The sequence below is a fragment of the Luteimonas sp. 9C genome (genome assembly GCF_902506295.1).
Taxonomy (GTDB): domain Bacteria; phylum Pseudomonadota; class Gammaproteobacteria; order Xanthomonadales; family Xanthomonadaceae; genus Luteimonas.
Genome location: NZ_LR733312.1, coordinates 1,340,360 through 1,363,947, shown reverse-complemented (window position 1 = coordinate 1,363,947; position 23,588 = coordinate 1,340,360). Strand labels below are relative to the sequence as shown.

General features: G+C 67.7%; 20 protein-coding genes. 8 read left to right on the top strand and 12 right to left on the bottom strand.

Annotated elements, in window-relative coordinates; all coding sequences use genetic code 11:
- Positions 1 to 64 precede the first annotated feature (64 nt).
- Genes mutL through CURTO8I2_RS06075 form a run of 3 tightly spaced genes read left to right on the top strand, consistent with a single transcriptional unit; the run spans position 65 to position 3,964 of the window.
- On the top strand, positions 65 to 1,897 hold the full coding sequence (mutL, locus tag CURTO8I2_RS06085; protein WP_159679548.1) for a DNA mismatch repair endonuclease MutL: 1,833 nt from the start codon (positions 65 to 67) through the stop codon (positions 1,895 to 1,897).
- Position 1,898: 1 nt separating this feature from the next.
- Complete coding sequence (locus CURTO8I2_RS06080; RefSeq protein ID WP_201295482.1) at positions 1,899 to 2,846, top strand: DUF1684 domain-containing protein; 948 nt, start codon at positions 1,899 to 1,901, stop codon at positions 2,844 to 2,846.
- Between the two features lie 29 nt (positions 2,847 to 2,875).
- Positions 2,876 to 3,964, top strand: a complete 1,089-nt coding sequence (locus CURTO8I2_RS06075; protein WP_159679546.1) for a TraB/GumN family protein — start codon at positions 2,876 to 2,878, stop codon at positions 3,962 to 3,964.
- 12 nt (positions 3,965 to 3,976) lie between these two features.
- Here the strand turns inward: CURTO8I2_RS06075 and rnfB are convergent, their stop codons facing one another.
- The 5 genes from rnfB to CURTO8I2_RS06050 form a co-directional block, all read right to left on the bottom strand.
- Positions 3,977 to 4,390, bottom strand: a complete 414-nt coding sequence (rnfB, locus tag CURTO8I2_RS06070) for an Rnf electron transport complex subunit RnfB (protein WP_159679544.1) — start codon at positions 4,388 to 4,390, stop codon at positions 3,977 to 3,979.
- A gap of 57 nt (positions 4,391 to 4,447) precedes the next feature.
- Positions 4,448 to 6,520, bottom strand: a complete 2,073-nt coding sequence (gene metG / locus CURTO8I2_RS06065; protein ID WP_159679542.1) for a methionine--tRNA ligase — start codon at positions 6,518 to 6,520, stop codon at positions 4,448 to 4,450.
- Between the two features lie 273 nt (positions 6,521 to 6,793).
- Positions 6,794 to 7,219: a DUF2147 domain-containing protein gene (locus tag CURTO8I2_RS06060; RefSeq protein ID WP_159681568.1), complete on the bottom strand. Its 426-nt coding sequence runs from the start codon at positions 7,217 to 7,219 to the stop codon at positions 6,794 to 6,796.
- A gap of 261 nt (positions 7,220 to 7,480) precedes the next feature.
- Complete coding sequence (locus tag CURTO8I2_RS06055) at positions 7,481 to 10,408, bottom strand: TonB-dependent receptor (protein ID WP_159679540.1); 2,928 nt, start codon at positions 10,406 to 10,408, stop codon at positions 7,481 to 7,483.
- Between the two features lie 60 nt (positions 10,409 to 10,468).
- On the bottom strand, positions 10,469 to 12,508 hold the full coding sequence (locus CURTO8I2_RS06050; protein ID WP_236551125.1) for a prolyl oligopeptidase family serine peptidase: 2,040 nt from the start codon (positions 12,506 to 12,508) through the stop codon (positions 10,469 to 10,471).
- 255 nt (positions 12,509 to 12,763) lie between these two features.
- Between CURTO8I2_RS06050 and apbC the strand changes: the two genes are divergently transcribed.
- Positions 12,764 to 13,621 carry an iron-sulfur cluster carrier protein ApbC gene (gene apbC / locus CURTO8I2_RS06045; protein WP_159681567.1) on the top strand — a complete coding sequence of 286 codons (858 nt, stop codon included), beginning with the start codon at positions 12,764 to 12,766 and terminating at the stop codon, positions 13,619 to 13,621.
- 67 nt (positions 13,622 to 13,688) lie between these two features.
- Positions 13,689 to 14,267: a dCTP deaminase gene (gene dcd, locus CURTO8I2_RS06040; RefSeq protein ID WP_159679536.1), complete on the top strand. Its 579-nt coding sequence runs from the start codon at positions 13,689 to 13,691 to the stop codon at positions 14,265 to 14,267.
- Positions 14,268 to 14,304: 37 nt separating this feature from the next.
- On the opposite strand, the gene CURTO8I2_RS06035 is transcribed toward dcd, so the two are convergent.
- On the bottom strand, positions 14,305 to 14,721 hold the full coding sequence (locus CURTO8I2_RS06035; protein ID WP_159679534.1) for an HIT family protein: 417 nt from the start codon (positions 14,719 to 14,721) through the stop codon (positions 14,305 to 14,307).
- Positions 14,718 to 15,407: a dienelactone hydrolase family protein gene (locus CURTO8I2_RS06030; RefSeq protein ID WP_159679532.1), complete on the bottom strand. Its 690-nt coding sequence runs from the start codon at positions 15,405 to 15,407 to the stop codon at positions 14,718 to 14,720. The genes CURTO8I2_RS06035 and CURTO8I2_RS06030 overlap by 4 nt, the downstream gene beginning before the upstream one ends.
- A gap of 172 nt (positions 15,408 to 15,579) precedes the next feature.
- Here CURTO8I2_RS06030 and rimO point away from each other — a divergent pair, with 172 nt between their 5' ends.
- Together rimO and CURTO8I2_RS06020 are read left to right on the top strand one after the other, a co-directional pair.
- Complete coding sequence (rimO, locus tag CURTO8I2_RS06025; RefSeq protein ID WP_159679530.1) at positions 15,580 to 16,950, top strand: 30S ribosomal protein S12 methylthiotransferase RimO; 1,371 nt, start codon at positions 15,580 to 15,582, stop codon at positions 16,948 to 16,950.
- Positions 16,950 to 17,342, top strand: coding sequence for a hypothetical protein (locus tag CURTO8I2_RS06020; RefSeq protein WP_159679528.1), 393 nt, complete (start codon positions 16,950 to 16,952; stop codon positions 17,340 to 17,342). Before rimO ends, CURTO8I2_RS06020 begins: the two co-directional genes overlap by 1 nt.
- A 92-nt stretch (positions 17,343 to 17,434) precedes the next feature.
- On the opposite strand, the gene CURTO8I2_RS06015 is transcribed toward CURTO8I2_RS06020, so the two are convergent.
- The 3 genes from CURTO8I2_RS06015 to CURTO8I2_RS06005 are packed head-to-tail and all read right to left on the bottom strand — an operon-like array spanning position 17,435 to position 20,038.
- Positions 17,435 to 17,971 (bottom strand): hypothetical protein, encoded by a 537-nt coding sequence (locus CURTO8I2_RS06015; protein ID WP_159679526.1) that lies wholly within the window; start codon positions 17,969 to 17,971, stop codon positions 17,435 to 17,437.
- A gap of 53 nt (positions 17,972 to 18,024) precedes the next feature.
- The gene (gene greB, locus CURTO8I2_RS06010; protein ID WP_159679524.1) at positions 18,025 to 18,531 is read right to left on the bottom strand and encodes a transcription elongation factor GreB; all 507 of its coding nucleotides are present in this window, start codon (positions 18,529 to 18,531) and stop codon (positions 18,025 to 18,027) included.
- 7 nt (positions 18,532 to 18,538) lie between these two features.
- On the bottom strand, positions 18,539 to 20,038 hold the full coding sequence (locus CURTO8I2_RS06005; RefSeq protein WP_159679522.1) for a helicase HerA-like domain-containing protein: 1,500 nt from the start codon (positions 20,036 to 20,038) through the stop codon (positions 18,539 to 18,541).
- Positions 20,039 to 20,162: 124 nt separating this feature from the next.
- Here CURTO8I2_RS06005 and CURTO8I2_RS06000 point away from each other — a divergent pair, with 124 nt between their 5' ends.
- Positions 20,163 to 21,716 carry a transglycosylase SLT domain-containing protein gene (locus CURTO8I2_RS06000; RefSeq protein ID WP_159679520.1) on the top strand — a complete coding sequence of 518 codons (1,554 nt, stop codon included), beginning with the start codon at positions 20,163 to 20,165 and terminating at the stop codon, positions 21,714 to 21,716.
- 267 nt (positions 21,717 to 21,983) lie between these two features.
- Here CURTO8I2_RS06000 and asd read toward each other — a convergent pair whose 3' ends face one another.
- Positions 21,984 to 22,832, bottom strand: a complete 849-nt coding sequence (gene asd, locus CURTO8I2_RS05995) for an archaetidylserine decarboxylase (protein ID WP_159679518.1) — start codon at positions 22,830 to 22,832, stop codon at positions 21,984 to 21,986.
- On the bottom strand, positions 22,829 to 23,494 hold the full coding sequence (locus CURTO8I2_RS05990; RefSeq protein ID WP_159679516.1) for an SCO family protein: 666 nt from the start codon (positions 23,492 to 23,494) through the stop codon (positions 22,829 to 22,831). The genes asd and CURTO8I2_RS05990 overlap by 4 nt, the downstream gene beginning before the upstream one ends.
- Positions 23,495 to 23,588: the final 94 nt, after the last annotated feature.

Sequence of the window (23,588 nt, the reverse complement as noted above, 5' to 3'; positions counted from 1 at the left end):
GCGCCCGAGCCGGTATCATCCACGTTGATTCCTGCCGCGACGCGCCTGCGTCGCCGATGCCCACGTGCCGATCCGCCAGCTCCCCGACATCCTCGTCAACCAGATCGCCGCCGGCGAAGTGGTCGAACGTCCTGCGTCCGTGGTCAAGGAACTGGTCGAGAACGCGCTCGATGCCGGCGCGCTGCGCGTCGACATCGACCTTGAGGAAGGCGGCGTCCGTCTGATCCGCATCCGCGACGATGGCGGCGGCATTCCGCCCGAGGAACTGCCGCTGGCCGTGCAGCGACACGCGACCAGCAAGATCGGTTCGCTCGATGATCTGGAAGCCGTCGCCACGCTCGGATTCCGCGGTGAAGCGCTGCCGTCGATCGCGTCGGTGAGCCGCTTCTCGCTGATCTCGCGCCGCGAGGACGAGACCCATGGTTCGGCGCTGGAAGTCGAAGGCGGCCGCGTCGGCGACGTCACGCCGCGGCCGCATCCGCGCGGCACGACGGTCGAAGTGCGCGATCTGTTCTACAACGTGCCCGCGCGCCGCAAGTTCCTGCGTGCCGAACGCACGGAGCTCGGCCACATCGAGGAATGGCTGCGTGCGCTTGCGTTGGTGCGGCCCGATGTCGAACTACGCATCAGCCACAACGGCAAGGCGTCGCGTCGGTACAAGGGCGACGAGGATCTGTTCTCGGGCGCGCGCCTGGTCGAAACCGTCGGCCGGGAGTTCGCCGACAACGCATTGCGCATCGATCACAGCGCCGCAGGTCTGCGCCTGCACGGCTGGATCGCCAAGCCGGCGTACTCGCGCGCGAGTGCGGATCAGCAGTACCTCTACGTCAACGGCCGCGCAATCCGCGATCGCAGCGTGGCGCACGCGGTGAAGCAGGCATTCGCGGACGTGATGTACCACGGTCGTCAGCCGGCCTATGTGCTGTTTCTCGAACTCGATCCGACGCGCGTCGACGTCAACGTGCATCCCGCGAAGCACGAAGTGCGCTTCCGCGATGCGCGACTGATCCACGACTTCGTCTATCGCACGCTGCACGAAGCCTTGGCCGACACGCGCGCAGGCCAGATGAATCACGCGCCTGCGGATGCGGCGATGACCGCATTTGCCGCCATGCCTGCATCCGGCACTGCGTCGATGCCCGATTGGTCGCGGCCGATGCCGCAACCGAATCTCGCGTTGCGCGTCGACGAAACGCGCGCGGCCTACGCCGGGCTGTATGGACCGACGCCTGCGCAGATCGCATCGGGTGCCGACACCTGGACGCCGTCGCCGATGGCCCCCGATGCCGCGGTCGACGACGCCGGCACACTGGTCCCGCCGCTCGGCTACGCGGTGGCGCAGCTGCACGGCATCTACATCCTGAGCCAGGCCGCTGACGGCATGATCGTCGTCGACATGCACGCCGCGCACGAACGTATCGGCTACGAAAAGCTCAAGACCGCACACGACGGCGAAGGCGTGCGCACGCAACCGCTGCTGGTACCGCAGACGGTTGCCGTGTCGGAGCGCGAAGCCGATGTCGCCGAAGCCGAAGCAGCGACGCTTGCCGACTTGGGTTTCGAGGTCTCGCGCGCCGGCATCCAGTCGCTGTTGCTGCGTGGCGTGCCGGCTTTGCTCGCGCAGAGCGACACCGAAGCGCTGCTGCGTGACGTGCTGACCGACCTGCGCGAGCACGGCGAGAGCCTGCGCGTGCGCTCGGCCCGCGACGAACTGCTGTCGACGATGGCCTGCCACGGCGCGGTGCGCGCGAACCGGCGTCTGACGGTGCCTGAAATGAACGCCTTGTTGCGGCAGATGGAAGCCACCGAACGCTCCGGGCAATGCAATCATGGCCGTCCGACGTGGGCGCATTTTCCGCTCGCCGAGATCGACCGCTGGTTCCTGCGAGGACGCTGACATGCTGCGATGGCGCCACGGCTGCACGATTCTGCTGGCGGCATTGCTCGCCGCCTGCGGCGAGACGACCGATGCCGAAGATCCGGCCGCGCGCGCCGACGCCGCGCGGCTCGACGTGATGTTCTCGGCGCAGACCCGCGTCTGGCAGGACGCCCGCCGCACCGAACTCGTTGCGCCCGATGGCTGGCTGAGCCTGATCGGCCTGCATCGCATCGAACTGAAATCGCATTTCATCGGCAGCGGCAAGACGGCCGGCATCCGCCTGACGATGGGGCCCGAGGCGCTCGGCCTGCTGCAGTCGGATGCGGGGACCCATGCGTTCACGCCCGAACGCGGCGTCGCGGTGACGCTCGACGGCGCGCCGGTGCGCGGCCGGGTGTCGCTGCAGACCGATGCGGATGCAGCGCCGAGCGTGCTCGGCTTCGATGCGGGCAAGGGCTCGCTGACGCTCATCGAGCGCGGCGGCACGACGTTCGTGCGCGCGCGCCACGAAGAGGCGCCCACGCGCCGGCGCTTCACCGGCATCGAGTACTGGCCCACCGCACGCAACTGGCGGGTGGAGGCGCGGTTCGTGCCGTCTGCGGCCGGTGCGACGCTGCCGATCGCGAACATTCTGGGGATGGTCGAGGACACGGCGACGCCGGGCACGGTCGCATTCGAGCGCGACGGCGTGGGCTACAGGCTGCAGGCGCTGGACGGGGGCGACGGCGCCCTGTTCCTGATCTTCGCCGATCGCACCAGCGGTCATGGCAGCTACAGCGCCGGCCGCTATCTCGATGCACCCGCGCCGGGCGCGGATGGCCGCCTGCAGCTCGACTTCAACCGCGCCTACAACCCGCCCTGCGCCTTCACCGCGTTCGCGACCTGTCCGCTGCCGCCGGACGGCAACCGGCTCGATCTCGCGATACCCGCGGGCGAGAAGACCTACATCCCGGCCACCACCGTATGACCCCAGATTCCGAACAGGACCGCCTTCCGATGCGTCGACCCGCGCCGTTCCGTGTTCTCCGTGCCTGTGCACTGCTGATCTGCCTGTTCGCAGGCGGCGCGAGCCAGGCCGAGCTGCCACCGCTGGAGGCGCCTGCGACGCTGCTTTCCCCGGTGGTCGTGCCGGCCGATGGCCTGCAGACCCCGCCTGCGATCGGCTACGGCGCTTTGCCGCCGGCGCCGGTGCCGCTGCTGTGGCGGATCAGCGGCGAGCAGGGCGCGCTGTATCTGCTCGGCTCCTTCCATTTCCTGACGCCGGCGGACTATCCGTTGTCGGAGGACGTTGCGCGGGTGGTCTCCGGCGCCGGCGAAGTCGTCTTCGAGCTCGCGCCCGAAGAGCTGCATTCGCCGACGCTGGGTTTGCAGATGATGCAGGCCGGTTTGCGCAACGACGGCAGCACGCTCGACGACGAGTTGCCCGCGCAGACCGCGACGCGGCTGCGTGCCTGGTCGGATGCGAATGCCGCGTCGTTGCAGGCCGCGGGCGGTGCATCCAGCCTGCAGCTGTTCGAGCCGTGGTTCGTCTCGCTGCTGGTGACGACCACCGAACTCGGTCGCTTCGGCCTGGAGGCGAAGCTGGGCATGGACGCGCAGCTGGCGCGCCAGGCCCAGGCCGCCGGCACGCCGACCGCGGGCCTCGAGTCGTCCCAGCAACAGATCGATCTGCTCGACGGCATGGGCCGCCTGGAACAGACGCAGATGCTGCAGGAAGCACTCGAGCAGGCAGGTGCGGGTCCCGAATCGATCCAGGCGCTGCACGACACCTGGCGCGCCGGCGACGCGGACGCGCTGTGGCAGGAAATGGGTGTCGACATGCAGGCGCGTTTTCCCGCGCTGTATGCGCGCATCAACACCGAGCGCAACGATGCCTGGCTGCCGAAGCTCGAGCAGATGCTGCAGCAGCCCGGCGATATCCTCGTCGTGGTCGGTGCATTGCATCTCGTCGGACCCGACGGCGTGGTCGAGAAGCTGGCCGCGAAGGGCTATACCGTGGAGCGGGTGTGTTCCGCCTGCGCACCTGCGGCGGACGCGACGCTGCCGACGGTGCCCGCGCCACTGCAGGCCGAACCGGACGCCTGACTCGCCGGCGGCCTAGGCGGCTGCGACCATCTCGATGCAGTCCACCGGACACGCCGGCACGCACAGCGCGCAGCCGGTGCATGCATCGACCAGCACGGTGTGCATCAGTTTCGAACCGCCGACGATGGCATCGACCGGACAGGCCTGGATGCACTTGGTGCAGCCGATGCAGTCGGCCTCGATGACCAGCGCGACCGGCGGCACTGCGTGGTGCGCGCCGCGTGCGCGGTCGAACGGCTGCGCCACCGTCTGGAGTGCGCGGGCGAGCGCGCGTGCACCCGCATCGCCGCCGGGCGGACACCGGTCGACGTCGGCCTCGCCGCGCGCCATCGCGTCGGCGTAGGGGCGACAGCCGTCGAAACCGCACTGGCCGCACTGGGTCTGCGGCAGCAGGCGGTCGAGACGTTCGACGAGCGACGGCGACATGCGTGGCGTCGGGCTGGGCGGGCGGTGTGCGCGGGCGTGCGGCACTGCCGCGCCGGCTCAGCGGACCGGCATGCCCGGCTGCGCGGCGGCGTCGGCATCCAGCAGTGCGAGCGCACCGCCATCGAAACCGGCCGACAGGATCATGCCTTCGCTGATGCCGAAGCGCATCTTGCGGGGCGCGAGGTTGGCGATGAACACCACGTTGCGACCGACCAGCGCGTCCGGCGCGCCGTAGCTCGCGCGGATGCCGGAGAAGATCTGGCGCGTACCGAGATCGCCGGCATCGAGTTCGAAGCGCAGCAGCTTGTCCGACCCTTCGACGAACTCGCAGGCGACGACCTTGCCGATGCGCAGGTCGAGCTTCGCGAAATCGTCGATCGAGACATGCGCCGGCGCAACCGCGTCCACGGCTTCCGCGGGCGTCGCGGCGGGGGCGTCAGACGGCTTCTTCGCGGCGGCGGGGGCCGCTGGCGCGGCGGCGAGGGTGTCCTTGGAGGCGTCGGTCATGGCGTCGATGTGCTTGGGGTCGATTCGGGTGAAGAGGGGCGCGTAGGGCTGGATGACGTGGCCGAGCAGCGGCGCGTCGAGCGCGGCCCAGGTGTCGGCCGGCGCGGCGAAGAATGCATCGACCTCGCGCGAGACGCGCGGCAGCACCGGCCGCAGCGCGGTCGCCAGCACGCGGAACAGGTTCAGACCCTGGGTGCAGACCGCCTGGAGTTCGGCATCGCTGCCGTCCTGCTTGGCGATCACCCAGGGCTTGCGCTCGTCGATGTAGCGGTTGGCGTCGTCGGCCAGCGCCATCACCTGACGCAGCACGCTGGCCGGTTCGTTGCGTGCGTAGCTCTCGCGGATCGGCGCCAGCGCTTCGACGAAACGTGCGTAGGTCTCCGGTTCCGGCAGCGCGGCGGCCAGACGGCCCTCGAAGCGCTTGCCGATGAAGCCGGCGCAGCGGCTCGCGAGATTCACCAGCTTGCCGACGACATCGCTGTTCACGCGCGCGATGAAGTCGCCGAGGTTGAGGTCGAGATCGTCCACGCCGCCCGAGGATTTCGCGGCGAAGTAATAGCGCAGCGCCTCGGGATCCAGGCCCTGGTCGAGATACGTGCGCGCCATGACGAAGGTGCCGCGCGACTTCGACATCTTCGCGCCGTCGACGGTCAGGTAGCCGTTGACGTGCAGGCGCGTGGGCGCGCGCAGGCCGGCGCCGTGCAGCATCGCAGGCCAGAACAGGCCGTGGAAATTGACGATGTCCTTGCCGATGAAGTGATGTAGCTCGGCACCACCGTCCGGCTCGAGCCAGGCATCGAAGTCGAGACCTTCGCGTGCGCACAGCGCCTGGAAGCTGCTGAGATAGCCGATCGGCGCGTCCAGCCAGACGTAGAAGAACTTGCCCGGATGGCCGGGAATCTCGAAACCGAAGTACGGCGCATCGCGCGAGATGTCCCAGGCGCGCAGACCGCCTTCGCCGTCGAGCCATTCGGCGAGTTTCGCCTTGACGCCGGATACCGCGACGTCGCCCGCCAGCCACTCGCGCAGAAACGCATCGAAGTGGCCGAGTTCGAAGAAGAAATGCTCCGATTCGCGCACCTCCGGCGTCGCGCCGCTGACGACGGACACGGGGTCGATCAGGTCGCTCGGCGAATACGTGGCCCCGCAGTGTTCGCAGTTGTCGCCGTACTGGTCCGGCGTGCCGCACTTGGGGCAGATGCCCTTGACGTAACGGTCGGGCAGGAACATGCCGCGGACCGGATCGAACAGCTGCGCGACATCGCGACGTGCGATATGGCCGCCGGCATCGAGCCGTCCGTAGATCGTCTCCACCATGCTGCGGTTGCCCGCCGAATGGGTCGAATCGTAGTGGTCGAAGTCCACGCCGAACGCTGCGAAATCGCGCTCGTGTCCGGCCTGGATGTCGGCGATGAACGCCTCGGGCGTCGTGCCGGCCTTCTCCGCCGCGAGCATGATCGGCGTGCCGTGCGTGTCGTCCGCGCAGACGAAGCGCGCCGTGTCGCCATCCATGCGCCGTGCCCGCACCCAGATGTCGGCCTGGATGTAGCCGACCAGATGACCGAGGTGCAGCGGCCCGTTGGCATAGGGCAGGGCGGTGGTGACGAGCAGCGTGCGCGGCATGGTGCGGGCTTGAGAGCGAGCGGAGCGGGATTATCGCATGGGGTCGGCGCCCGACCCCGCCGACATCCCAGGCGCGCCGCGGTGGTTCGTGCCGACCTCGGGGCGCAGGCGCCGCCAGCTCCCTGCACGGGACTGCACCGGTGACGACCTGATCGGCACGAATGGTGCGTCGCACAGGCCGCGTGCAGCCGACGTTGGCCGGAATCCGCATCGGCCATCCAAAAAAAAGCCCGGCATCCGCCGGGCTCTTTCGCGCGAACGCGGGTGGGTGCGTCACTCGCGCTGCCAGACCTGCTCGCGGCAGATGAAGGCGATGCAGCCCGAGACACCGATGCGGTTGGCATCGAGCATCTTGGCCTTGGACTTGTAGGTCTTGCCGTTGGCCGGATCGAGGATCGTGCCACCCGACCACTCGCTGCCGTCCGGTTTCAGATCCCACAGGATCGTCATGCCGGTGATCGGCTGGTCGCGACGCGTGCCGCTGCACTTGTCGCAGACCGGATTCGGACCGCGGTCGGACTGCAGCACCTGCGCCACGCGACCGCTGAGCGTGCCGTTCGCCGCCTGGCTGATCTCCACGATCGACTTCACCCGGCCTGTCTCGTCGTCGATGGTCTTCCAGCGCCCCACCGGCGACTGCGCGGCGGCGGCCATCGACGCAAGCATCAGCGGCAGTGCGACCAGCGCCATCAGACGCATCCTGTTCTTGTTCAGCATTTCGATCCCTCCCTCGAAGCTGCGTCTAGCCCTGTGCCTGCGCAGATGGCGGAGTTATAGCCGATCGGCGTCGTGTTGGCGCAGTTCTCAGACAATCATTCAGTGCGCTGCAGGTCGCAGGTGCTTTTACTGAAGTCCGTTTTCGGCACGTTCCGTGGTGCGAACGCTGCTTGCGCAGTCGCGCAATAAAAAAAAGGGGCGGCGCACAGCGCCACCCCTTTTTCCTTAGAACAGATCTATCCGTCAGAACTTGTACTGCAGACGCACGAAGCCAGTGCGGCCGAAGTAGTCGTATTGTGTGGCGAACGCGGGCACGTTGCCGTAACGGGTCGCGGCACCCGTGGAAACGTTCGGCGGCGCCTTGTCCTGCAGATTGCGGATACCGACCAGGATCGACCAGTCATCCTGGTTGTAGCGAACCGAGGCGGTGTGGTAGAAGCGGCGCTCCGCATAGATATCGCGGAATGCGTTCGGGAAACCCTGGTACGTGAAGAACTCGCTGAGATCCTTGTTCTTCGTGCCGTGGACGTAATCGGTCTGCCAGGCAAAGGTCCAGTCGTTGCGCTCCAGGAGCGCGGTCACATTACCGACCAGTTTCGGACGCCCGATGTAACCCACTTGGTTTTCCGAGGTGAAACCACTCTCCTCTGCACTGTCGAACAGCTGCTCGATATCTTCGATCGTGTAGGTGAACTGCGATTCGAGTGACAGGCTGCCAAATGCGAAGTCACCATCGTAGTTCACGTTGAGATCGTAGCCGCGCGTCTTTTGGCGATTGACGTTGACGTATTGGTTGCGGACCTCTTCGATCTTGAAGGGATCGGTCGGGTGGTCGGCAGGATTACGGTCGAACAGGTCGCAGAAGTTGTTCGGGAACACGGGCGCGCCGTAGCAACCGCTGATGATCGTGCCCGTAGTGAGCAGGCCGATCTGGTCGAACACCTCGATATCGAAGTAATCGAAGGACACGTTGACGTTAGCGAACGACGGGGTGAACACCAGGCCGACAGTGCTCGAACGCGAGTTCTCCGGGGTCAGCTGTCCAAGACCGCCACCCGAGAACACTTCAGCCGACGAGGCAGCACCGGCGAAATCCTCGGGAATACCGATCGCGGCACAGTTCGCGCGGATGAAATCGTTGTTGCTCTCGCCCCACAGAATGCAGGGGTCGATACTCAGCTGCGACGCGAAGCCGGACTGGTTGCCCAGGTACAGCTCGTACAGGCCTGGCGCGCGGTAGGACGTGCCGTTGGTGGCGCGCAGACGGAACGCAGAGTTGATCTGCCAGTTGAGTCCGAGCTTCCAGACGTTGTCGGAACCCTCAACGGTGTCGTATTCGAACACGCGGCCGGAACCGTTCAGCGTCAACGATTCGATGCCCGTCACACCACGGATCAGCGGCACTTCGAACTCGGCGAACGCTTCGGTCACCCGGTCACGGCCCTTCGTCACCTGTGCGGACGTCGAACCCCAGAGGTCGCCATTGCGGGACAGGTCGCTGGGCTGATCGTCGATGCTGGTGCGGCGATGCTCCAAACCGAAAGCCAGACCCACCGCGCCGGCTGGCAGATCGAACAGTTCACCCGTCGCAAGTGCATTGACGGTCGTCTGGTCGTAGATGGTGTTGCCGGTGTGCCACTGGCCAATCACGTCGGCCAGTTCACCCATGCGTTCGCCACTGAGGAAGCCCGGGTCAAAGTAGTCGACGCGCGGTGCATTGTCGTCGAACTGCACATCGCCCGAGCGCGAGGCGACGATTCCAAAGTTGCTGTAGTCGCCATCGGAGCGGCTATAGGTGGCGTTAGCTTCCCAGGCCCAAGTGTCCGTGCTGTTGAACAGGCCGTCCAGTTTCGTTGCGGCGTAGAAGTAATCCACCTTGACGTCGGTATCGGAGCGGAACGGCATAATCGGCTGCGCCAGGCCGGACGGCACGGCGGCGACGTAGTCGGGATCATTCGCGTAGACCAGACCGTTCGCCGGCGAGTTGCCCACGAGCGGGAAAAACTGACGGAACGACCTCGCTTCGGTTTCGCGGCGATTGAACAGGAACTGGGTCTTCCAGTTGACGCTGTCAAAACCGAAGTCGGTCGCGAAGTAGACGCTCTTGCGGTCTTGGCGGTTGATCACATCCTGGCCGCGCACGAAATCGTAGTTCAGCACGTCCTCGTAGAACGCCTGATCCGAGTTCGCGTAGGTGCTGTTGCCGCGCGGACGGTAGCCCGGGATCAATCCAACCGTCACGCCGTCGGGCGAGGGGATATAACGCGTGCCCGTAATCGCATCGATCACGGTGTTGGCATACAGATTGCCCGAGCTGCAGCCACCGAGCTTGGTGCCAGCGATGATCGATCGGTCTTCGCGGTCGATACGGTTGCCGCCAGGTGCATCGTAGACAAGATCCTGCGGGCAGCTGAAGAAGTCACGATCGCCAATGGTCAGGGCCTTGGCCGTATCCATCTCGCCGGCAAGCACGATGCTGCCATTGTCGAAGTTCCAGCCGGTCGCGCCGGACACGGAGAACACCTCGCCACCGCCTTCGAACGGGGTGCGGGCATTGAACGTGATCTCCGGACGGTCGACGCTCTTGCGGGTGATCAGGTTGACCACGCCGGCCACCGCGTCGGAGCCGTAAATCGACGACGAACCGTCCTTGACGATCTCGGCGCGCTGCAGGATCGAGGTGGGAAGCACGCTGAGGTCGAACGCGCCGACCTGGCCCCGCGTACCTGCGGGACCCGGGCGTTGCCCGTCGAGCAGAATCAGGGTGCGGTTGGCGCCGAGGCCACGAAGGGAAAGCGTCTGCACGCCAGTACCGCCTTCGACAACAAAGCCGCCGAACTGATTGGTGATCTGGGTCGAGCCTGCTGCCACGCTGGATTTCTGCAGGAATTCCGCCGCGCTGACCTGGCCGACCGCGATATTGGTGTCGGCTGTGATCACTTGGACCGGCGAAGTGGACTCGTACTCGGTGCGGCGCAGCAGCGAGCCGGTGACACGAACGCGGTCGAGTTCCACGGGCGTGGTCGAGTTGGCCGGAGCAGTCTGGGTCGTCTGCGCGTCTTCGTCAGCCGGCTGCGGATCCTGCGCGAGCGCGACGCCGGAGGAAAGGCATGCGATGACTGCTGCAGTGAGCTGCAGTCGGATGAGCTTGTTTGCGTTGCGGTTTGCCACGTGGTTACTCCCCTGAAAAAGCGTCGTGTTACGTTCCCGTTAAGGAACTTAAGCAAATTTTTACTCTGTTGCAACACTCGTTTGCTGACTGCGCGAACGTGATTTGCCGAATCCGCATTCATCCTTCAGGAATGCGTCCATCGCATTCAACGCGAGCTGCTGGTGCCTGGGGTACCAAGGCATGCTGTGCGGCATGTCCGGAATCAATTCGAATCGGGCATCCACCTGCGACCTGACTGCGTTGAAAAATCCTTCCGCATGGAAGGCTGGGGTGCGGACGTCACGGTCGCCGACGAAGAGGAGTACCGGAATCGACGCCTTCCCGGTGTTGCGCATTGGGTCCATGCCCCTGACCGTGCGCCCCTGAAGGATGCGCTGCAGTCTGTTCTGGCTCCACGAAGTACCGACACGAGCCAAGTCCGTCACCGGGGCGCCGGAAATCGCACAGCGATACGGCGGCGCGTCGCGGACGACAGCCGCCGCCGCCGCGAAGCCACCGTACGAATAACCGAAGATCGCCAACTGGTTCCTGTCCGCAATGCCCTCGGCGACAAGCCATGCCGCGCCATCGTCCTTGTCGTCCTGCATTGCAAGCCCCCATTGCGCGTCTCCAGCGATCCACAGGTCACGGCCCAGCCCCGCGGATCCACGGTACTGCGGACGCAGAACCGCGTAACCGCGTGACGTCAGGAACGGAACCCAGCCGGACGCATCCCATCCGCCGTAGTCGCGCGCCCAAGGTCCGCCGTGCGGATGGATCACGGCGGGAAGCGGACCGTCTTCGCGCGACCATCCTGCAGGCAGGTCGAGAAGCGCGGGAATCCGGCGTCCGTCACGAGCGTTGTAGCTCACCCAACGCTGTTCACCGATGTCTGCGGAGTCGATCCAAGGCTGTTCGGCGCCCAGACTCACGACGCGTTCGCGATCGACCAACACATGATGCGAAGGCGAATGTCGTGCACTGCTTGCGGTGAAGAGCACCTTGCTCATGTCGTCGGTGTAGCTCGTGATCTCCACGGTCTGACCCGAGAATGCCTGGCTCAAGCCGTCGACGATCGATTTCATGGTCGGGTCGACGTAGACCGTCTCGGGGCCCGCGCCGTTGACAACGAAACCGAGCACCTGATTGAAGTTGCTCGGCTGTGCGCCGAACACCAGGCGTGCAATGTCGTATTCGGGGTGCGCAACCAGCGCCTCCGAGTCGAATGCCCGCTGCTTCGGGTCGTACATGCGCGCCTGTACGTGCGGAGAGAAACGGTCCGTCAGCACGTAGAGCTTGCCCGACGTGTCGTCGATCCCGACGACCTCCATGGTGTAACGCTCGCTCAACCTGGTCGTCAGCGGAGCATGCACGTCGAAAGCGCCCGTGCCCGGATCCTTGATCAGAATCCGCTGCTCGTACTCGTCCGCGCCTGACGATTCGAGCATTGTCCTGGTCAGGATTTCGCCAGTGCGTGGATGAAAGAGCCCTGGCGATGTGCGAGAGCCGGCTTTGTCGAGCAGCTCTGTCTGACCCGTTTTCAGGTTGTAGAGATAATAGTTGCTTGCCAGGCTCAACTCATTGACCTGGACGACGATCACACGCTCCGGATCGAGCGGAAGCAGATGCACGAGGGATGCACTGCCTGCGATCTCGAGGCACCGCTGCATCTGCTCGCTGACGCCAACGCGCCGGGTGTTGCTTGCGAAAGCCTCGCCGAACTTCGCGTGTGTGGTGTCGGTCAGATAGGCCTTGGTCACGAACGTCTTGGTGGCGCCGGAGACACTGCCTTCGCCACAGCCGCCGAGTTGGCCGGTCCATTCCTGTCGACCGATGACGAGGATGTGTTCGCCTTTCAGTGCACTGGCGGCGATGAACTTCATCCGGTCGCCGGACGGGGTGACCGATTTCGGTCCTGCGTCCAGGTTTTCGAGGTCCCAGGTTGCAAGCGCGGTCGCCGAGGGATCGTTGGGTGACGCCACCAGCGCAACCAGGTTGCGCCCATCGGAACTCATCGTCACTGACTGGATTGCAGGAAGGCGGGCAATCGATTCCACCGGGATCGGTCCCGATGCGGCTGCTTGCGAAACGGCCGCGGTGCTGAGTGCGGAGAGCAGCAGAACAGGCAAAGCCCAGGAACATGTGTGACGCATCTGAATCCCCTGATCGATCAAACGGCAGCCCCGACGCGAGCCCGTCGAAGACCGCGCCGGACGGCGCAGTTCGAAGTTAAGAGATTGCAGGCCGTCATTCAAGCTTGGTTAAGGACTAGGTTCGGGAGGCGACTCGCGTCGACGCCCTTGCGCGCGACCTCGTTTGCCGGAGCGGCGCGGAGGGCTATGCGACAATCGCGAGCCGAATAGCGCGTGGAACATATGCTTCAGCAAACGATCACCGCCCGCGTCGTGCAAGGTGCCATGTCGCCGCTGCCCCGCATACGCAACATCCTTGCCATCGGCTCGGGCAAGGGCGGGGTCGGCAAGTCGACGACTGCCGTGAACCTCGCGCTCGCGCTCGCGGCAGAGGGCGCGCGGGTCGGTGTGCTGGACGCGGATGTGTACGGCCCGAGCATTCCGATGATGCTGGGCCTGTCGGGCAAGCCGGACAGCCCGGACGGCAAGTCGATCCTCCCCATGCGCGCGCACGGCATCGAGGCGATGTCGATCGGTCTGCTGGTCGACCAGGACACGCCGATGATCTGGCGCGGCCCGATGGCGACGTCGGCGCTGACCCAGCTGCTCAACGACACCCTCTGGGGCGGAGACGAAGCGCTCGACTATCTGCTGGTGGACCTGCCGCCGGGCACGGGCGACATCCAGCTCACGTTGGCGCAGAAGATTCCCGTCGCCGGTGCGGTCATCGTGACGACGCCGCAGGACGTGGCGACCCTCGACGCGCGCAAGGCGCTCAAGATGTTCGAGAAGGTCGAAGTGGCGGTGCTGGGGCTGGTCGAGAACATGGCCCAGCACGTGTGCTCGAACTGCGGGCACGTCGAGCACCTGTTCGGCGAAGGCGGCGGCGAGCGCATGGCGGCGCAGTACGGCGTACCGCTGCTGGGATCGCTGCCGCTGGAGATCGGCATCCGCGAGCAGGGCGATGCCGGCATGCCGATCGTGGTCGCGGCCCCGGATTCGCCTGCGGCGCAGGCCTACCGGGCGACCGCGCGCAATCTCGTAACCGAGCTGGAAAAGCGCCCGCGGGCGCCGATGTCGATTTCAGCGTCGCTGGTCTGATCGCTGGACCGGCCGCGGCCGGACGGCGACAATGCGCGGCCCCTTCGCCGCGCAGCAGGACCCGTTGATGAGCATCAAGAGCGACCGCTGGATCCGCCGCATGTCCGAACAGCCCGGCGGCATGATCGAGCCCTTCGAACCGGGCCAGGTGAAGCAGGATCCGGACGGCCAGCGCATCGTCAGCTACGGGACATCGAGCTACGGCTACGACGTGCGTTGCTCGCGCGAGTTCAAGATCTTCACCAACATCAACTCGACGATCGTCGATCCGAAGCATTTCGACCCCGGCAGCTTCGTCGACATCGAGGCGGACGAATGCATCATTCCGCCGAATTCGTTCGCGCTGGCGCGCACGGTCGAGTACTTCCGCATCCCGCGTGACACCCTGGTCGTGTGCCTGGGCAAGAGCACGTACGCGCGCTGCGGCATCATCGTCAACGTGACGCCGCTCGAGCCGGAATGGGAAGGCCACGTCACGCTGGAATTCAGCAATACGACGCCGCTGCCGGCGCGCATCTACGCCAACGAAGGCGTGGCGCAGATGCTGTTCTTCCAGTCCGATGCCGACGACGTGTGCGAGACCTCGTACAAGGACCGCGGCGGCAAGTACCAGGGCCAGCGTGGCGTGACACTGCCGCGCACCTGATCGCGTCGCGAGACGCGCAGCGCCGGCATCTGCCGGCTCAACGCGGCAACGCGGCCTGCAACTCGCCGATGCGCGCCACCAGCTGTTCGGGCGTATAGGGGCGCGCGGCCACGCGGCCCCAGACCGGTGCGGGCCACGCGGGATCCTCCCGTTCGCGGCCGATCACGTGCACGTGCAACTGCTCGACCATGTTGCCGAGCGCGGCGATGTTGAGCTTGTAGGGGCGGCACGCATCGCGCAGCAGGCGCGCGGCGATGTCGATCTCGTCGGTCAGCTGGCGACGCTGGCCGGCGTCGAGATCGATCAGCTCGCGCGCGCCGGCGATGCGCGGCACGAGGACGAGCCAGGGATAGTTCGCGTCGTCCATCAGGCGCAGTTCGCACAGGGCGAGCGTCGCGAGCGGGTGGGTGTCGTCGGCCAGCTGCGGATGCAGCGCGAAGGCGGTGTGGGTCATGGTGTCGCGTCCTGCCGCAGGGCGGCGTCGAGAAAGGCGAGGGTGGCGCGGCGCGCCGCAGCGGCGCTGGCCGCGTGATAGTGGTCCGGATCGACATCGCGGTTGAAGCCGTGACCACCGGGATGCACCAGGATGTCCGCGTCGGGCCGGGCGGCACGATGGCGCTCGATGTCGTCGGGCGGAATCGCCGCATCGTCCGCGCCGAACTGGAACAGCATCGGCGCCTGCAGGGCTTCGTCGAGGAACGGCACGGTGCGCGCGCCGTAATAGCTGACGGCGGGCAGGCCCAGGCGCGTGTTGGCGAGAAACGCCAGCGTCCCGCCCCAGCAGAAACCCACCACGCCGATCCGCCGGTGTCCCGCGGCCTGCAGCGTGCTGCGGCAGGCGCGGAGGATGCCGACCGCGCGCTCGATGCCGAGCGCCGTGACCAGTTTGCGGCCGCGCGCGAAGCCGTCGGTGTCGTAGGCGAGCTCGACGTGGCGGGCCACCGGGTCGAACAGGGCGGGCGCCAAGGCCACGTAGCCGGCCGCCGCGTAGCCGTCGGCGACACTCCGGATGTGGGCGTTGAGGCCGAAGATCTCCTGGATCACCACCACTGCGCCCAGGGCGGCGGCGCCGTGCGGCGGGTCGGCGCGCCAGGCGTCCACCGGCCCGGAGGGCGTGGCGAGGCTGATGTCCCGGCCCATGGCGATTCCCGTTCAGGTGGCGGGCCGAGTCTAAACGAGCGCCTGTGCAAGCCGCTGCCGTCGGTCGGTTCCCGGCCCGGCGCTATACTGCGCGGCCATCGTGCGCGGGCGTCACCGCCGCGCAACCGCGATCCCAGTCGCCTTAGGCGACCATCTCCAAGCCACGGTTCCCATGTCCGCAGCCAATCCCAAGGTCGGGTTCGTCAGCCTCGGCTGTCCGAAAGCCCTCGTCGATTCCGAGCGCATCCTCACCCAGCTCCGGGTCGAGGGTTACGACATCGTCCAGACCTACGACGATGCCGACGTCGTCGTCGTCAACACCTGCGGCTTCATCGATTCGGCGGTGACCGAATCGCTGGACGCGATCGGCGAGGCCATTGCCGAGAACGGCAAGGTCATCGTCACCGGCTGCCTGGGCAAGCGCGAGGAGGTGATCCGCGAGGCGCATCCCGGCGTGCTGTCGATCAGCGGCCCGCAGGACTACGGCTCGGTGATGCGCGCGGTGCACTCGGCGGCGCCGCAGACGCACAACCCGTTTCTCGATCTGGTGCCGCGCCGGGCAGCGCTCGACGACATCGGCATCAAGCTCACGCCCAAGCACTACGCGTATCTGAAGATTTCCGAAGGCTGCAACCACCGCTGCAGCTTCTGCATCATTCCGTCGATGCGCGGCGATCTGGTCTCGCGCCCGGTGGACGACTTGCTGCGCGAAGCCGAGAAGCTGGTGCGCGGCGGCGTGCGCGAACTGCTGGTGATCTCGCAGGACACTTCGGCCTACGGCGTCGACGTGCGCTACGCCGAGCGCACCTGGCGCGAGCGCCAGTACGCGACGCGCATGAAGGCGCTGTGCGAAGGGCTGTCGGAACTCGGCGTGTGGACGCGTCTGCATTACGTGTATCCGTACCCGCACGTCGACGACATCATCCCGCTGATGACCGAGCGCCACGCGGACGGCATGCCGAAGCTGCTGCCGTATCTCGACGTGCCGCTGCAGCACGCCAGCCCGCGCATCCTGAAGCTCATGAAGCGGCCGGGCGCGATCGACAAGACCCGCGAGCGCATTGCGCGCTGGCGCGAGATCTGCCCGGAACTGACGATCCGCAGCACCTTCATCGTCGGCTTCCCCGGCGAGACCGAGGACGATTTCCAGCAGCTGCTCGACTTCCTCGACGAGGCGCAGCTCGACCGTGTCGGCGCGTTCGCCTACTCCCCGGTCACCGGCGCGACGGCCAATGCGCTGCCCGATGCCGTGCCCGAGGCAGTGAAGCAGGAGCGCCTCGCGCGCTTCATGGAGAAGCAGGCGGAGATCTCCACCGCGCGGCTCGAGGCCAAGGTCGGCACGGTGCAGATGTGCCTCGTCGACATGGTCGACGGCGATCTGGCGATCGCCCGTTCGATGGGCGATGCACCCGAGATCGACGGCGTGGTGCAGATCCAGGATGGTCGCGAGGCCGACCTGCAGCCGGGCGATTTCGTCGACGTCGCGATCATGGGCAGCGACGAACACGATCTGTACGGCGAGGTCGCCGAGGTCCTGGCGTGATGCGTCGCGCGGCTCTGCTCACGGCTGCGCTGTGCGCGACCGGCGTCGCGCAGGCTGCCGACGGTTTGAGCGGCACGTATCGGCCGGCCGGCGAAGGCGGGGCGGCGTTTCCTGCCGATGCGCAACTGGTGGTGCGCGCCGAAGGCCGCGGCTGGCTGGCGATGTTCCGTGGCGAAGGGCTGGCCCTGCTGCCGCTGAGCGCGATGGAGCAGCACGGCCTGTTTCCGGACATCGGTCCCGAGGCGCGTCTGCAGTGCGCGTACTCGCGCGCGTTCCTGTTCTGCCGCGTGTCGCCGGGCACGGCGTTCCCGGACAAGGGCTTCACGTCGAAGACCGGCTACTTCACCGCATTGTCGGACCAGCAGATGTTCGAGATGCGCCGGGTCGATTGAGTGTTGGAACGCGGCGCGGCCTGCGCGCCGTCGCATGTTTCCAGCGTCTGCTCACCTCGCTGCACCCGTCCGAACGGACGGTCGATTCTGGATCAGCGGCGCCCGCGCGCCTGCGCGTCGACCGCGTCCAGATACCCCCATGTCGCCGCCTCGATCGCGTCGATCGACGCGATCGCCCACGGCAGCAGGCGCCGGCCTTCCGCGCCGCCGTCGTCGCGCATCGTGCCCGCCGCGTTGTAGTCGACGAGGGCCTGCCATGCGGGCAGTCGCGCCTCGACGGTGTCGCGCAGGCGGCGCAGCGCGGCATCGGCGGCCGGCGCCGACCCGGCTGCGGCGAGCGCGCGCTCCGCGCGTGACTGGAAATCGGCGCCGAAATGATGGGTGTCGGTGCGGGCACGCCAGAACGCGCCGAGCCGGACGCGTTCGTCGTCGGCGGCCATCGGCCCGCGTGCGAGGCCGGGCGTGGTGCGGGTGATCAGGAAACGCCGCAGGCGGTGCGCGAGATCGGCGTGCGCCAGCGTCTTCGCGTCGGCAGGCGGTCGCGCCGCGCGCTGCGTTGATGCGGGTGGCGTCGGTGCATCGCGCGTACAGGCGGGCAGGACGAGCAATGCAGCCGGCAGCAACCACATCGTCGCGAGGCGCGCTTTCGAGCATCTCCGGGGCGCAGGGAGACCCGTCCTGCTCACGCCGCGCGGTAGTCCACGGCCAATACCGCGAAGCGCACCGGGCCGCCCGGCAGCTGCGCCTCGAACTCGTCGTCGACGCGTTTTTTCAGCATCGCGCGGGCCAACGGCGAATCGATGCTGATCCAGCCGGCTTTCGCGTCGGTTTCGTCGGGCCCGACGATCCGATAGTGCACGAGCGCGCCGCTGCCGGTGTCCTCCAGCTCGACGTGCGCGCCGAAGAACACGGCCGCGGGGTCGCTGGGCGCCGCGTCGATCACGCGCAACGATTCGAGCCGCTTCGACAGATAGCGCACACGGCGGTCGATCTCGCCGAGCTGCTTCTTGCGATAGGTGTATTCGGCGTTCTCCGAGCGGTCGCCCTCGGCGGCAGCCGCGGACAACGCGCGCACGACTTCGGGCCGGCGCACGCGCCACAGGTCATCGAGCTCGGCCTTCAGGCGCGCGTGGCCCTCCGGCGTGATCAACGCGGTGCTCTTATCGGCGGGCGGGCGCCAGCGGCTCATCGGCGGCTCATTTCAGACGAATCCCGCCGAGCAGATTGCGCACGATGCGGTTGGTGATCGTGCGCACCGCCTGCTTGCCGGCACTTTGCACCGCGCCCTGGCGGCGCTTGGTGCCGAACAGGAACTCGTTGATGGAGCGGCCGACGCCGCCTTCGCCGTCGTCGGCCTCGGCCTCGCGCGCGGTTCTGGCGGGCGGCGCCTTGGCCTGCGTGGTCGCATCCTCGGCGCGTTTCGCGAGCAGTTCGGCGGCGGACTCGCGATTGACCGCCGTATCGTACTTGCCGCCGACCGGGCTGTTCGCGCGCACCTGCGCCCGCTCTTCGGGCGTGATCGCGCCCATGCGGCAGCGCGGCGGGGCGATCAGCGTGCGCTCGACCGGCGTGGGCACGCCCTTGTCCTGCAAGGTGGAGACCAGTGCCTCGCCGGTGCCCAGCTGCGAGATCGCGCTGGCGACGTCGAGCGCCGGGTTCGGCACGAAGGTCTCGGCGGCGGTGCGGACCGCCTTCTGGTCGCGCGGCGTGAACGCACGCAATGCATGCTGCACCCGGTTGCCGAGCTGGCCGAGCACGTTGTCGGGCACGTCGTCGGGAAACTGCGAGCAGAAATACACGCCTACGCCCTTGGAGCGGATCAGGCGCACCACCTGCTCGATGCGCTGCTGCAGCGCCGCCGACGCATCGTCGAACAGCAGATGCGCCTCGTCGAAGATGAAGACCAGTTTCGGTTTGTCCAGATCGCCGACTTCCGGCAGCGTTTCGAACAGCTCCGACAGCAGCCACAGCAGGAAACTCGAATACAGGCGCGGGCGCAGGATCAGCTGGTCGGCGGCGAGGATGCCGATGACGCCACGGCCATCGGTCGAGGTGCGCATCAGATCGTTGAGTTCGAGCGCCGGCTCGCCGAAGAAATGATCGCCGCCGTCCTGTTCCAGGCGCAGCAACGCGCGCTGGATCGCGGCCACCGACTGCGGACTGACCAGGCCGTACTGGGTGGAGATGTCCTTGCGCTCGTCGGTCACCACGCCCAGCAGCGCGCGCAGGTCGGCGAGATCGAGCAGCAGCAGACCGCGGTCGTCGGCGAGCTTGAACACGATGTCCAGCACGCCAGACTGGGTGTCGTTGAGTTCGAGGATGCGCGCCAGCAGCACCGGCCCGACCTCGCTGACCGTCGTGCGCACCGGATGGCCGAGCTTGCCGTAGAGATCCCAGAACACGATCGGGCTCGCCGAAGGCGCCCAGTCGGCGACGCCGATCCCGGCCGCGCGTGCGAGCAGCGTGTCGCTCGACGTGCCCGCGACCGCCAGCCCGGCGACATCGCCTTTGACGTCGGCCATGAACACCGGCACGCCGATGCGCGAGAACCCCTCGGCGAGCGTCATCAGCGTGACCGTCTTGCCGGTGCCGGTCGCGCCGGCGACGAGGCCGTGGCGGTTGCCGAGCCTGGGCAGCAGGTGGACGGGCCCGGCGTCGGGTGTGGTGACGGCCTTGCCGAGCAGGATCGGATCCATCGCGCGGGCGCTCCATGATGTGGATGCCGCGATTCTAGCGACTGCGTCGCGGTTCGCGCTGCGCGCCTTGCCGCGCCGAGACGGGCAGGGCTACCCTGCCGGGCCTTGTCCGCCGGACCCCCTGATGCCCCATCCCGTTTCCACCACCCTGCGCCTGGGCGCGCTGGCGCTGGCGCTCGCGCTGGCCGGCACGGCCACCGATGTGAACGCGCAGTCGCGCCGCGACCGCGAGGCCGGCGAGGCGCTCAACCAGCGCATGCTCGATGCCGAAGCCCGCTACCGCCAGGCGCTGGTGCAGATCGCCAACGACGATCCGGCCGGCATCACGGCCAGCAACGCGGCGCTGGAGGACATGGAAGACGTGATGCTGGCCTGCGAGAAGCAGCGCGGGTGCAGCGTTCCGCAGCTGCTGACGACCTACAAGCGCCTGCTCAAGGCCGATGCCGACGCACAGGCCGGGCAGGGGCCGGACGATGCCGACGTGGTCGGTCCCGACGGCGCGCTGCCGACCGCCGACGTGCCGGCCGCCGCCAGCGCATCGGCGCTGCTGGCCGAGGACGAGCGCTTCAAGCGCATGGTGCAGCTCAATCCCGCCGTGCAGGCCTCGATCCGCCGCTGGCTCACCGACATGCGCGTGTCGCTGATGACCAGCCACGAGAACTACCAGTACATGCAGCATCTGATGTCGCCGGCGTTCAAGCGCAGCGGTCTGCCGGAGGCGCTGCTGTTCGGCATCCTGGCCAAGGAATCCAACGGCCGCGTGCATGCGCGTTCGCGCGCGGGCGCTGCCGGGCCGCTGCAGTTCATGCCGGCCACCGGCCGCCGGTTCGGCCTCGGCCCGGACGGCACCGGTTTCGACACGCGTTACGACCCGCGCCTGTCGGCCGACGCGGCGGCGGTGTATCTCAACGAACGCTTCGCCCAGCACGGCAACGAGATCGAATACTGGCTCGCCGGCTACAACGGCGGCGAAGGCCGCTCGCTGCGCGTCTACCGCGAAGCGGCGGGCCGCAGTTTCTGGGATCCGGACGTCTACAACCAGTTCCCGGCCGAAACCAAGGACTACGTGCCGATGGTCATCGCCGCTGCCTGGCTGTACCTGCACCCGCAGGAATACGGCCTGACGTTCCCGAAGATCGACGTGCGCCCGGCGACGTTCACCCTCGAACGCCCGGCGTCGATCTACGAGCTGACGATCTGCCTGGGCAACGGCACCACCCGCGACGGTTACATGCGTGCGCTGCGCAACCTCAACCCGAGCTACGAGGCCGAGAGCCTGCTGCCGGTCGGCACCACGCTCGCCGGAACCACGCGCATCGCCAGCCTGTACAAGCGCTGGTGCGTGCGCGGCGAACGCGCCGATCTGGCGGCGGAACTGGTCAACAGCGATCCGCGCGCGGCGATCGTGCGCACGGGCGCGATCGAAGTGCTGTCGACCGAGGGCGACCCGCCCCCGGCCGCGGTGCCGCCGTCCGCCGCCGCGCCGCGTCCGCCCGAGGCTGCGCCCGCGCCGCCGCCCGCCCGTACCCATCGCGTGGCACGCGGCGAAACGCTCGGCAGCATCGCCCAGCGGTATGGCTGCGATGTACCGGTGCTGGCGCGTGCGAACGGCCTGCGTGCGCCGGCGTATGCGCTGCGGCAGGGGCAGTCGTTGAAGCTGGAGGGGTGTTCGCGCTGAGGCTATAGATATGGGCGCCGGAGTCCGCTCCTTCCCCCGCATGCGGGGGATGAGAGCGATCCGTGTGCGCGGCACTGCCGCGCGGATCGATCGAATGCCCGGCGTGCTTCGCAGGGCCGGACAGGCCGGGATGGGGGCGAACCATAAAGCCGCCAGCCAATCGTCGGGCGACGTCCAGGCCGGGCCCGCTTGAAACGGACGTGATCCGTGACCGGGCCGTTTGCCCCCACCCAACCCTCCCCCGCGAGCGGGGGAGGGCTTCAAGCTTCAAACGCCGCTGCGCAGCGCGAGACGCTGGCCGAGCCGCACTGGCGACTCGGCATGCAGCGACGGCTCCAGCTCGGCCACGCCCCTGGGCAGCAGCACGATCACCGTCGAGCCGTAATTGAAGCGCGCCATCTCTTCGAAGCGCTGCAGGGTGATGCCCTTGCCGCGCCAGTCCTTGCGCTGGATGCGGTCGCCGTAGGCGGGAATCTCCTCGCCGCTCCAGACCGTCTCCACGCCCGAGACCAGCAGCGCGCCGACCATGACCTGCACCATCGGGCCGAAGTCGGTGTCGAAGTGGCAGACCAGGCGCTCGTTGCGGGCGAACAGGCGCGGCACCTTGGCGACCGCGGCGGTGCCGACGCTGAAGAGGCGGCCGGGCACGTGCACGGTTTCACGCAGCGTGCCGGTCCACGGCATGTGCACGCGGTGGTAGTCGCGCGGCGACAGGTAGACGGTGGCGAAGCTGCCGTCGAGGAACGGCGCGGCATCGTCGGCGTCGCCCAGCAGTTCGGCGACGGTGAACGACTGGCCCTTGGCCTGGAAGATGCGGCCTGCGTCGATCGGGCCGCACTGGCTGATATGGCCGTCGGCGGGCATCACCAGGGCACGCGGGTCGGGATCGGCGACGCGCGCGCCGTCGCGCAACGCGCGGGTGAAGAACGCATTGAAGCTGGCGTAGGACGCCGGATCGGGGTTCGCCGCTTCCGACAGGTCCACGTCGAACTTGCGCACTACGGTGTCGATCAGCCAGCGGCGCGTGCCGGGATTCTGCGAATACGCCAGGCGCCGCGCCAGCGAGGACAGCGTGCGGTGCGGCAGCGCGTAGGTCAGCGACGTGACCAGGCTCACGGGCGGTCCTCGGCGGTGAGACGCAGCAGGTCGGCGGCCACGGCGTCGGGGCGGGGCGTTTCGGCGTTGAGCACGCTGCCCGAGACCACGCCGGCCATGCGGCCCTGCGGGTCGAGCACGGCCAGCGATGCGCTGTGGTCGATGGTGTAGGCGCCCTCGGGGGCGTCGCGGTCCAGCGGCACCTTGGCGAAGACCATCGACAGCGCGCGCGTGAAGCGTTCGAGCGACGGCACGTCGCCGGTCGCGGCCAGCGTGTCGCGGTGGAAGGCATGTGCGTAGTCGCCGAGGCGCTCGGGCGTGTCGCGCTCGGGATCGACGGACACGAACAGCACGCGCGGGCGCGTCCCTTCGGGCAGCGCTTCCCACTGGCGCTGGGCCTGCGCCAGGTGGGTCAGGGTCATCGGGCAGACATCGGGGCAGTGGGTGAAGCCGATGAAGACCAGCGTCCAGTGGCCGGCGAGTTCGCCAGGCAGCAGCTGGGTGCCGTCGGACTGCTGCAGCGCGAAGTCGGGCAGTGCGCGCGGCTGCGGATACAGCTGCACGACGTCGAGTTCCGGTGCGGCGGCGGTGCCTGGCGCGGCGAAATACTTCTGCGCGACCAGCAGGCCGAGACCGCCGGCCAGCGCGACGCAGAGGATGACGAGGGTGGTCCTGTTGAACATCGGGAAGTCCGGTTCGAGCGCCGGTCATGATAACCGGCGCGTCGTCGGGGGCCGCGCCGGCCGGTGACCTATAATCCGCGGCCAACACGCCGCC

Coding starts and splice junctions, on each gene's coding strand:
- CURTO8I2_RS06080 (WP_201295482.1), top strand. CDS start 1,899: ATGCTGCGATGGCGCCACGGCTGCACGATTCTGCTGGCGGCATTGCTC.
- CURTO8I2_RS06075 (WP_159679546.1), top strand. CDS start 2,876: ATGCGTCGACCCGCGCCGTTCCGTGTTCTCCGTGCCTGTGCACTGCTG.
- rnfB (WP_159679544.1), bottom strand. CDS start 4,390: ATGTCGCCGTCGCTCGTCGAACGTCTCGACCGCCTGCTGCCGCAGACC.
- metG (WP_159679542.1), bottom strand. CDS start 6,520: ATGCCGCGCACGCTGCTCGTCACCACCGCCCTGCCCTATGCCAACGGG.
- CURTO8I2_RS06060 (WP_159681568.1), bottom strand. CDS start 7,219: ATGCGTCTGATGGCGCTGGTCGCACTGCCGCTGATGCTTGCGTCGATG.
- apbC (WP_159681567.1), top strand. CDS start 12,764: ATGCTTCAGCAAACGATCACCGCCCGCGTCGTGCAAGGTGCCATGTCG.
- dcd (WP_159679536.1), top strand. CDS start 13,689: ATGAGCATCAAGAGCGACCGCTGGATCCGCCGCATGTCCGAACAGCCC.
- CURTO8I2_RS06035 (WP_159679534.1), bottom strand. CDS start 14,721: ATGACCCACACCGCCTTCGCGCTGCATCCGCAGCTGGCCGACGACACC.
- CURTO8I2_RS06030 (WP_159679532.1), bottom strand. CDS start 15,407: ATGGGCCGGGACATCAGCCTCGCCACGCCCTCCGGGCCGGTGGACGCC.
- rimO (WP_159679530.1), top strand. CDS start 15,580: ATGTCCGCAGCCAATCCCAAGGTCGGGTTCGTCAGCCTCGGCTGTCCG.
- CURTO8I2_RS06020 (WP_159679528.1), top strand. CDS start 16,950: ATGCGTCGCGCGGCTCTGCTCACGGCTGCGCTGTGCGCGACCGGCGTC.
- CURTO8I2_RS06015 (WP_159679526.1), bottom strand. CDS start 17,971: ATGTGGTTGCTGCCGGCTGCATTGCTCGTCCTGCCCGCCTGTACGCGC.
- greB (WP_159679524.1), bottom strand. CDS start 18,531: ATGAGCCGCTGGCGCCCGCCCGCCGATAAGAGCACCGCGTTGATCACG.
- CURTO8I2_RS06005 (WP_159679522.1), bottom strand. CDS start 20,038: ATGGATCCGATCCTGCTCGGCAAGGCCGTCACCACACCCGACGCCGGG.
- CURTO8I2_RS06000 (WP_159679520.1), top strand. CDS start 20,163: ATGCCCCATCCCGTTTCCACCACCCTGCGCCTGGGCGCGCTGGCGCTG.
- CURTO8I2_RS05990 (WP_159679516.1), bottom strand. CDS start 23,494: ATGTTCAACAGGACCACCCTCGTCATCCTCTGCGTCGCGCTGGCCGGC.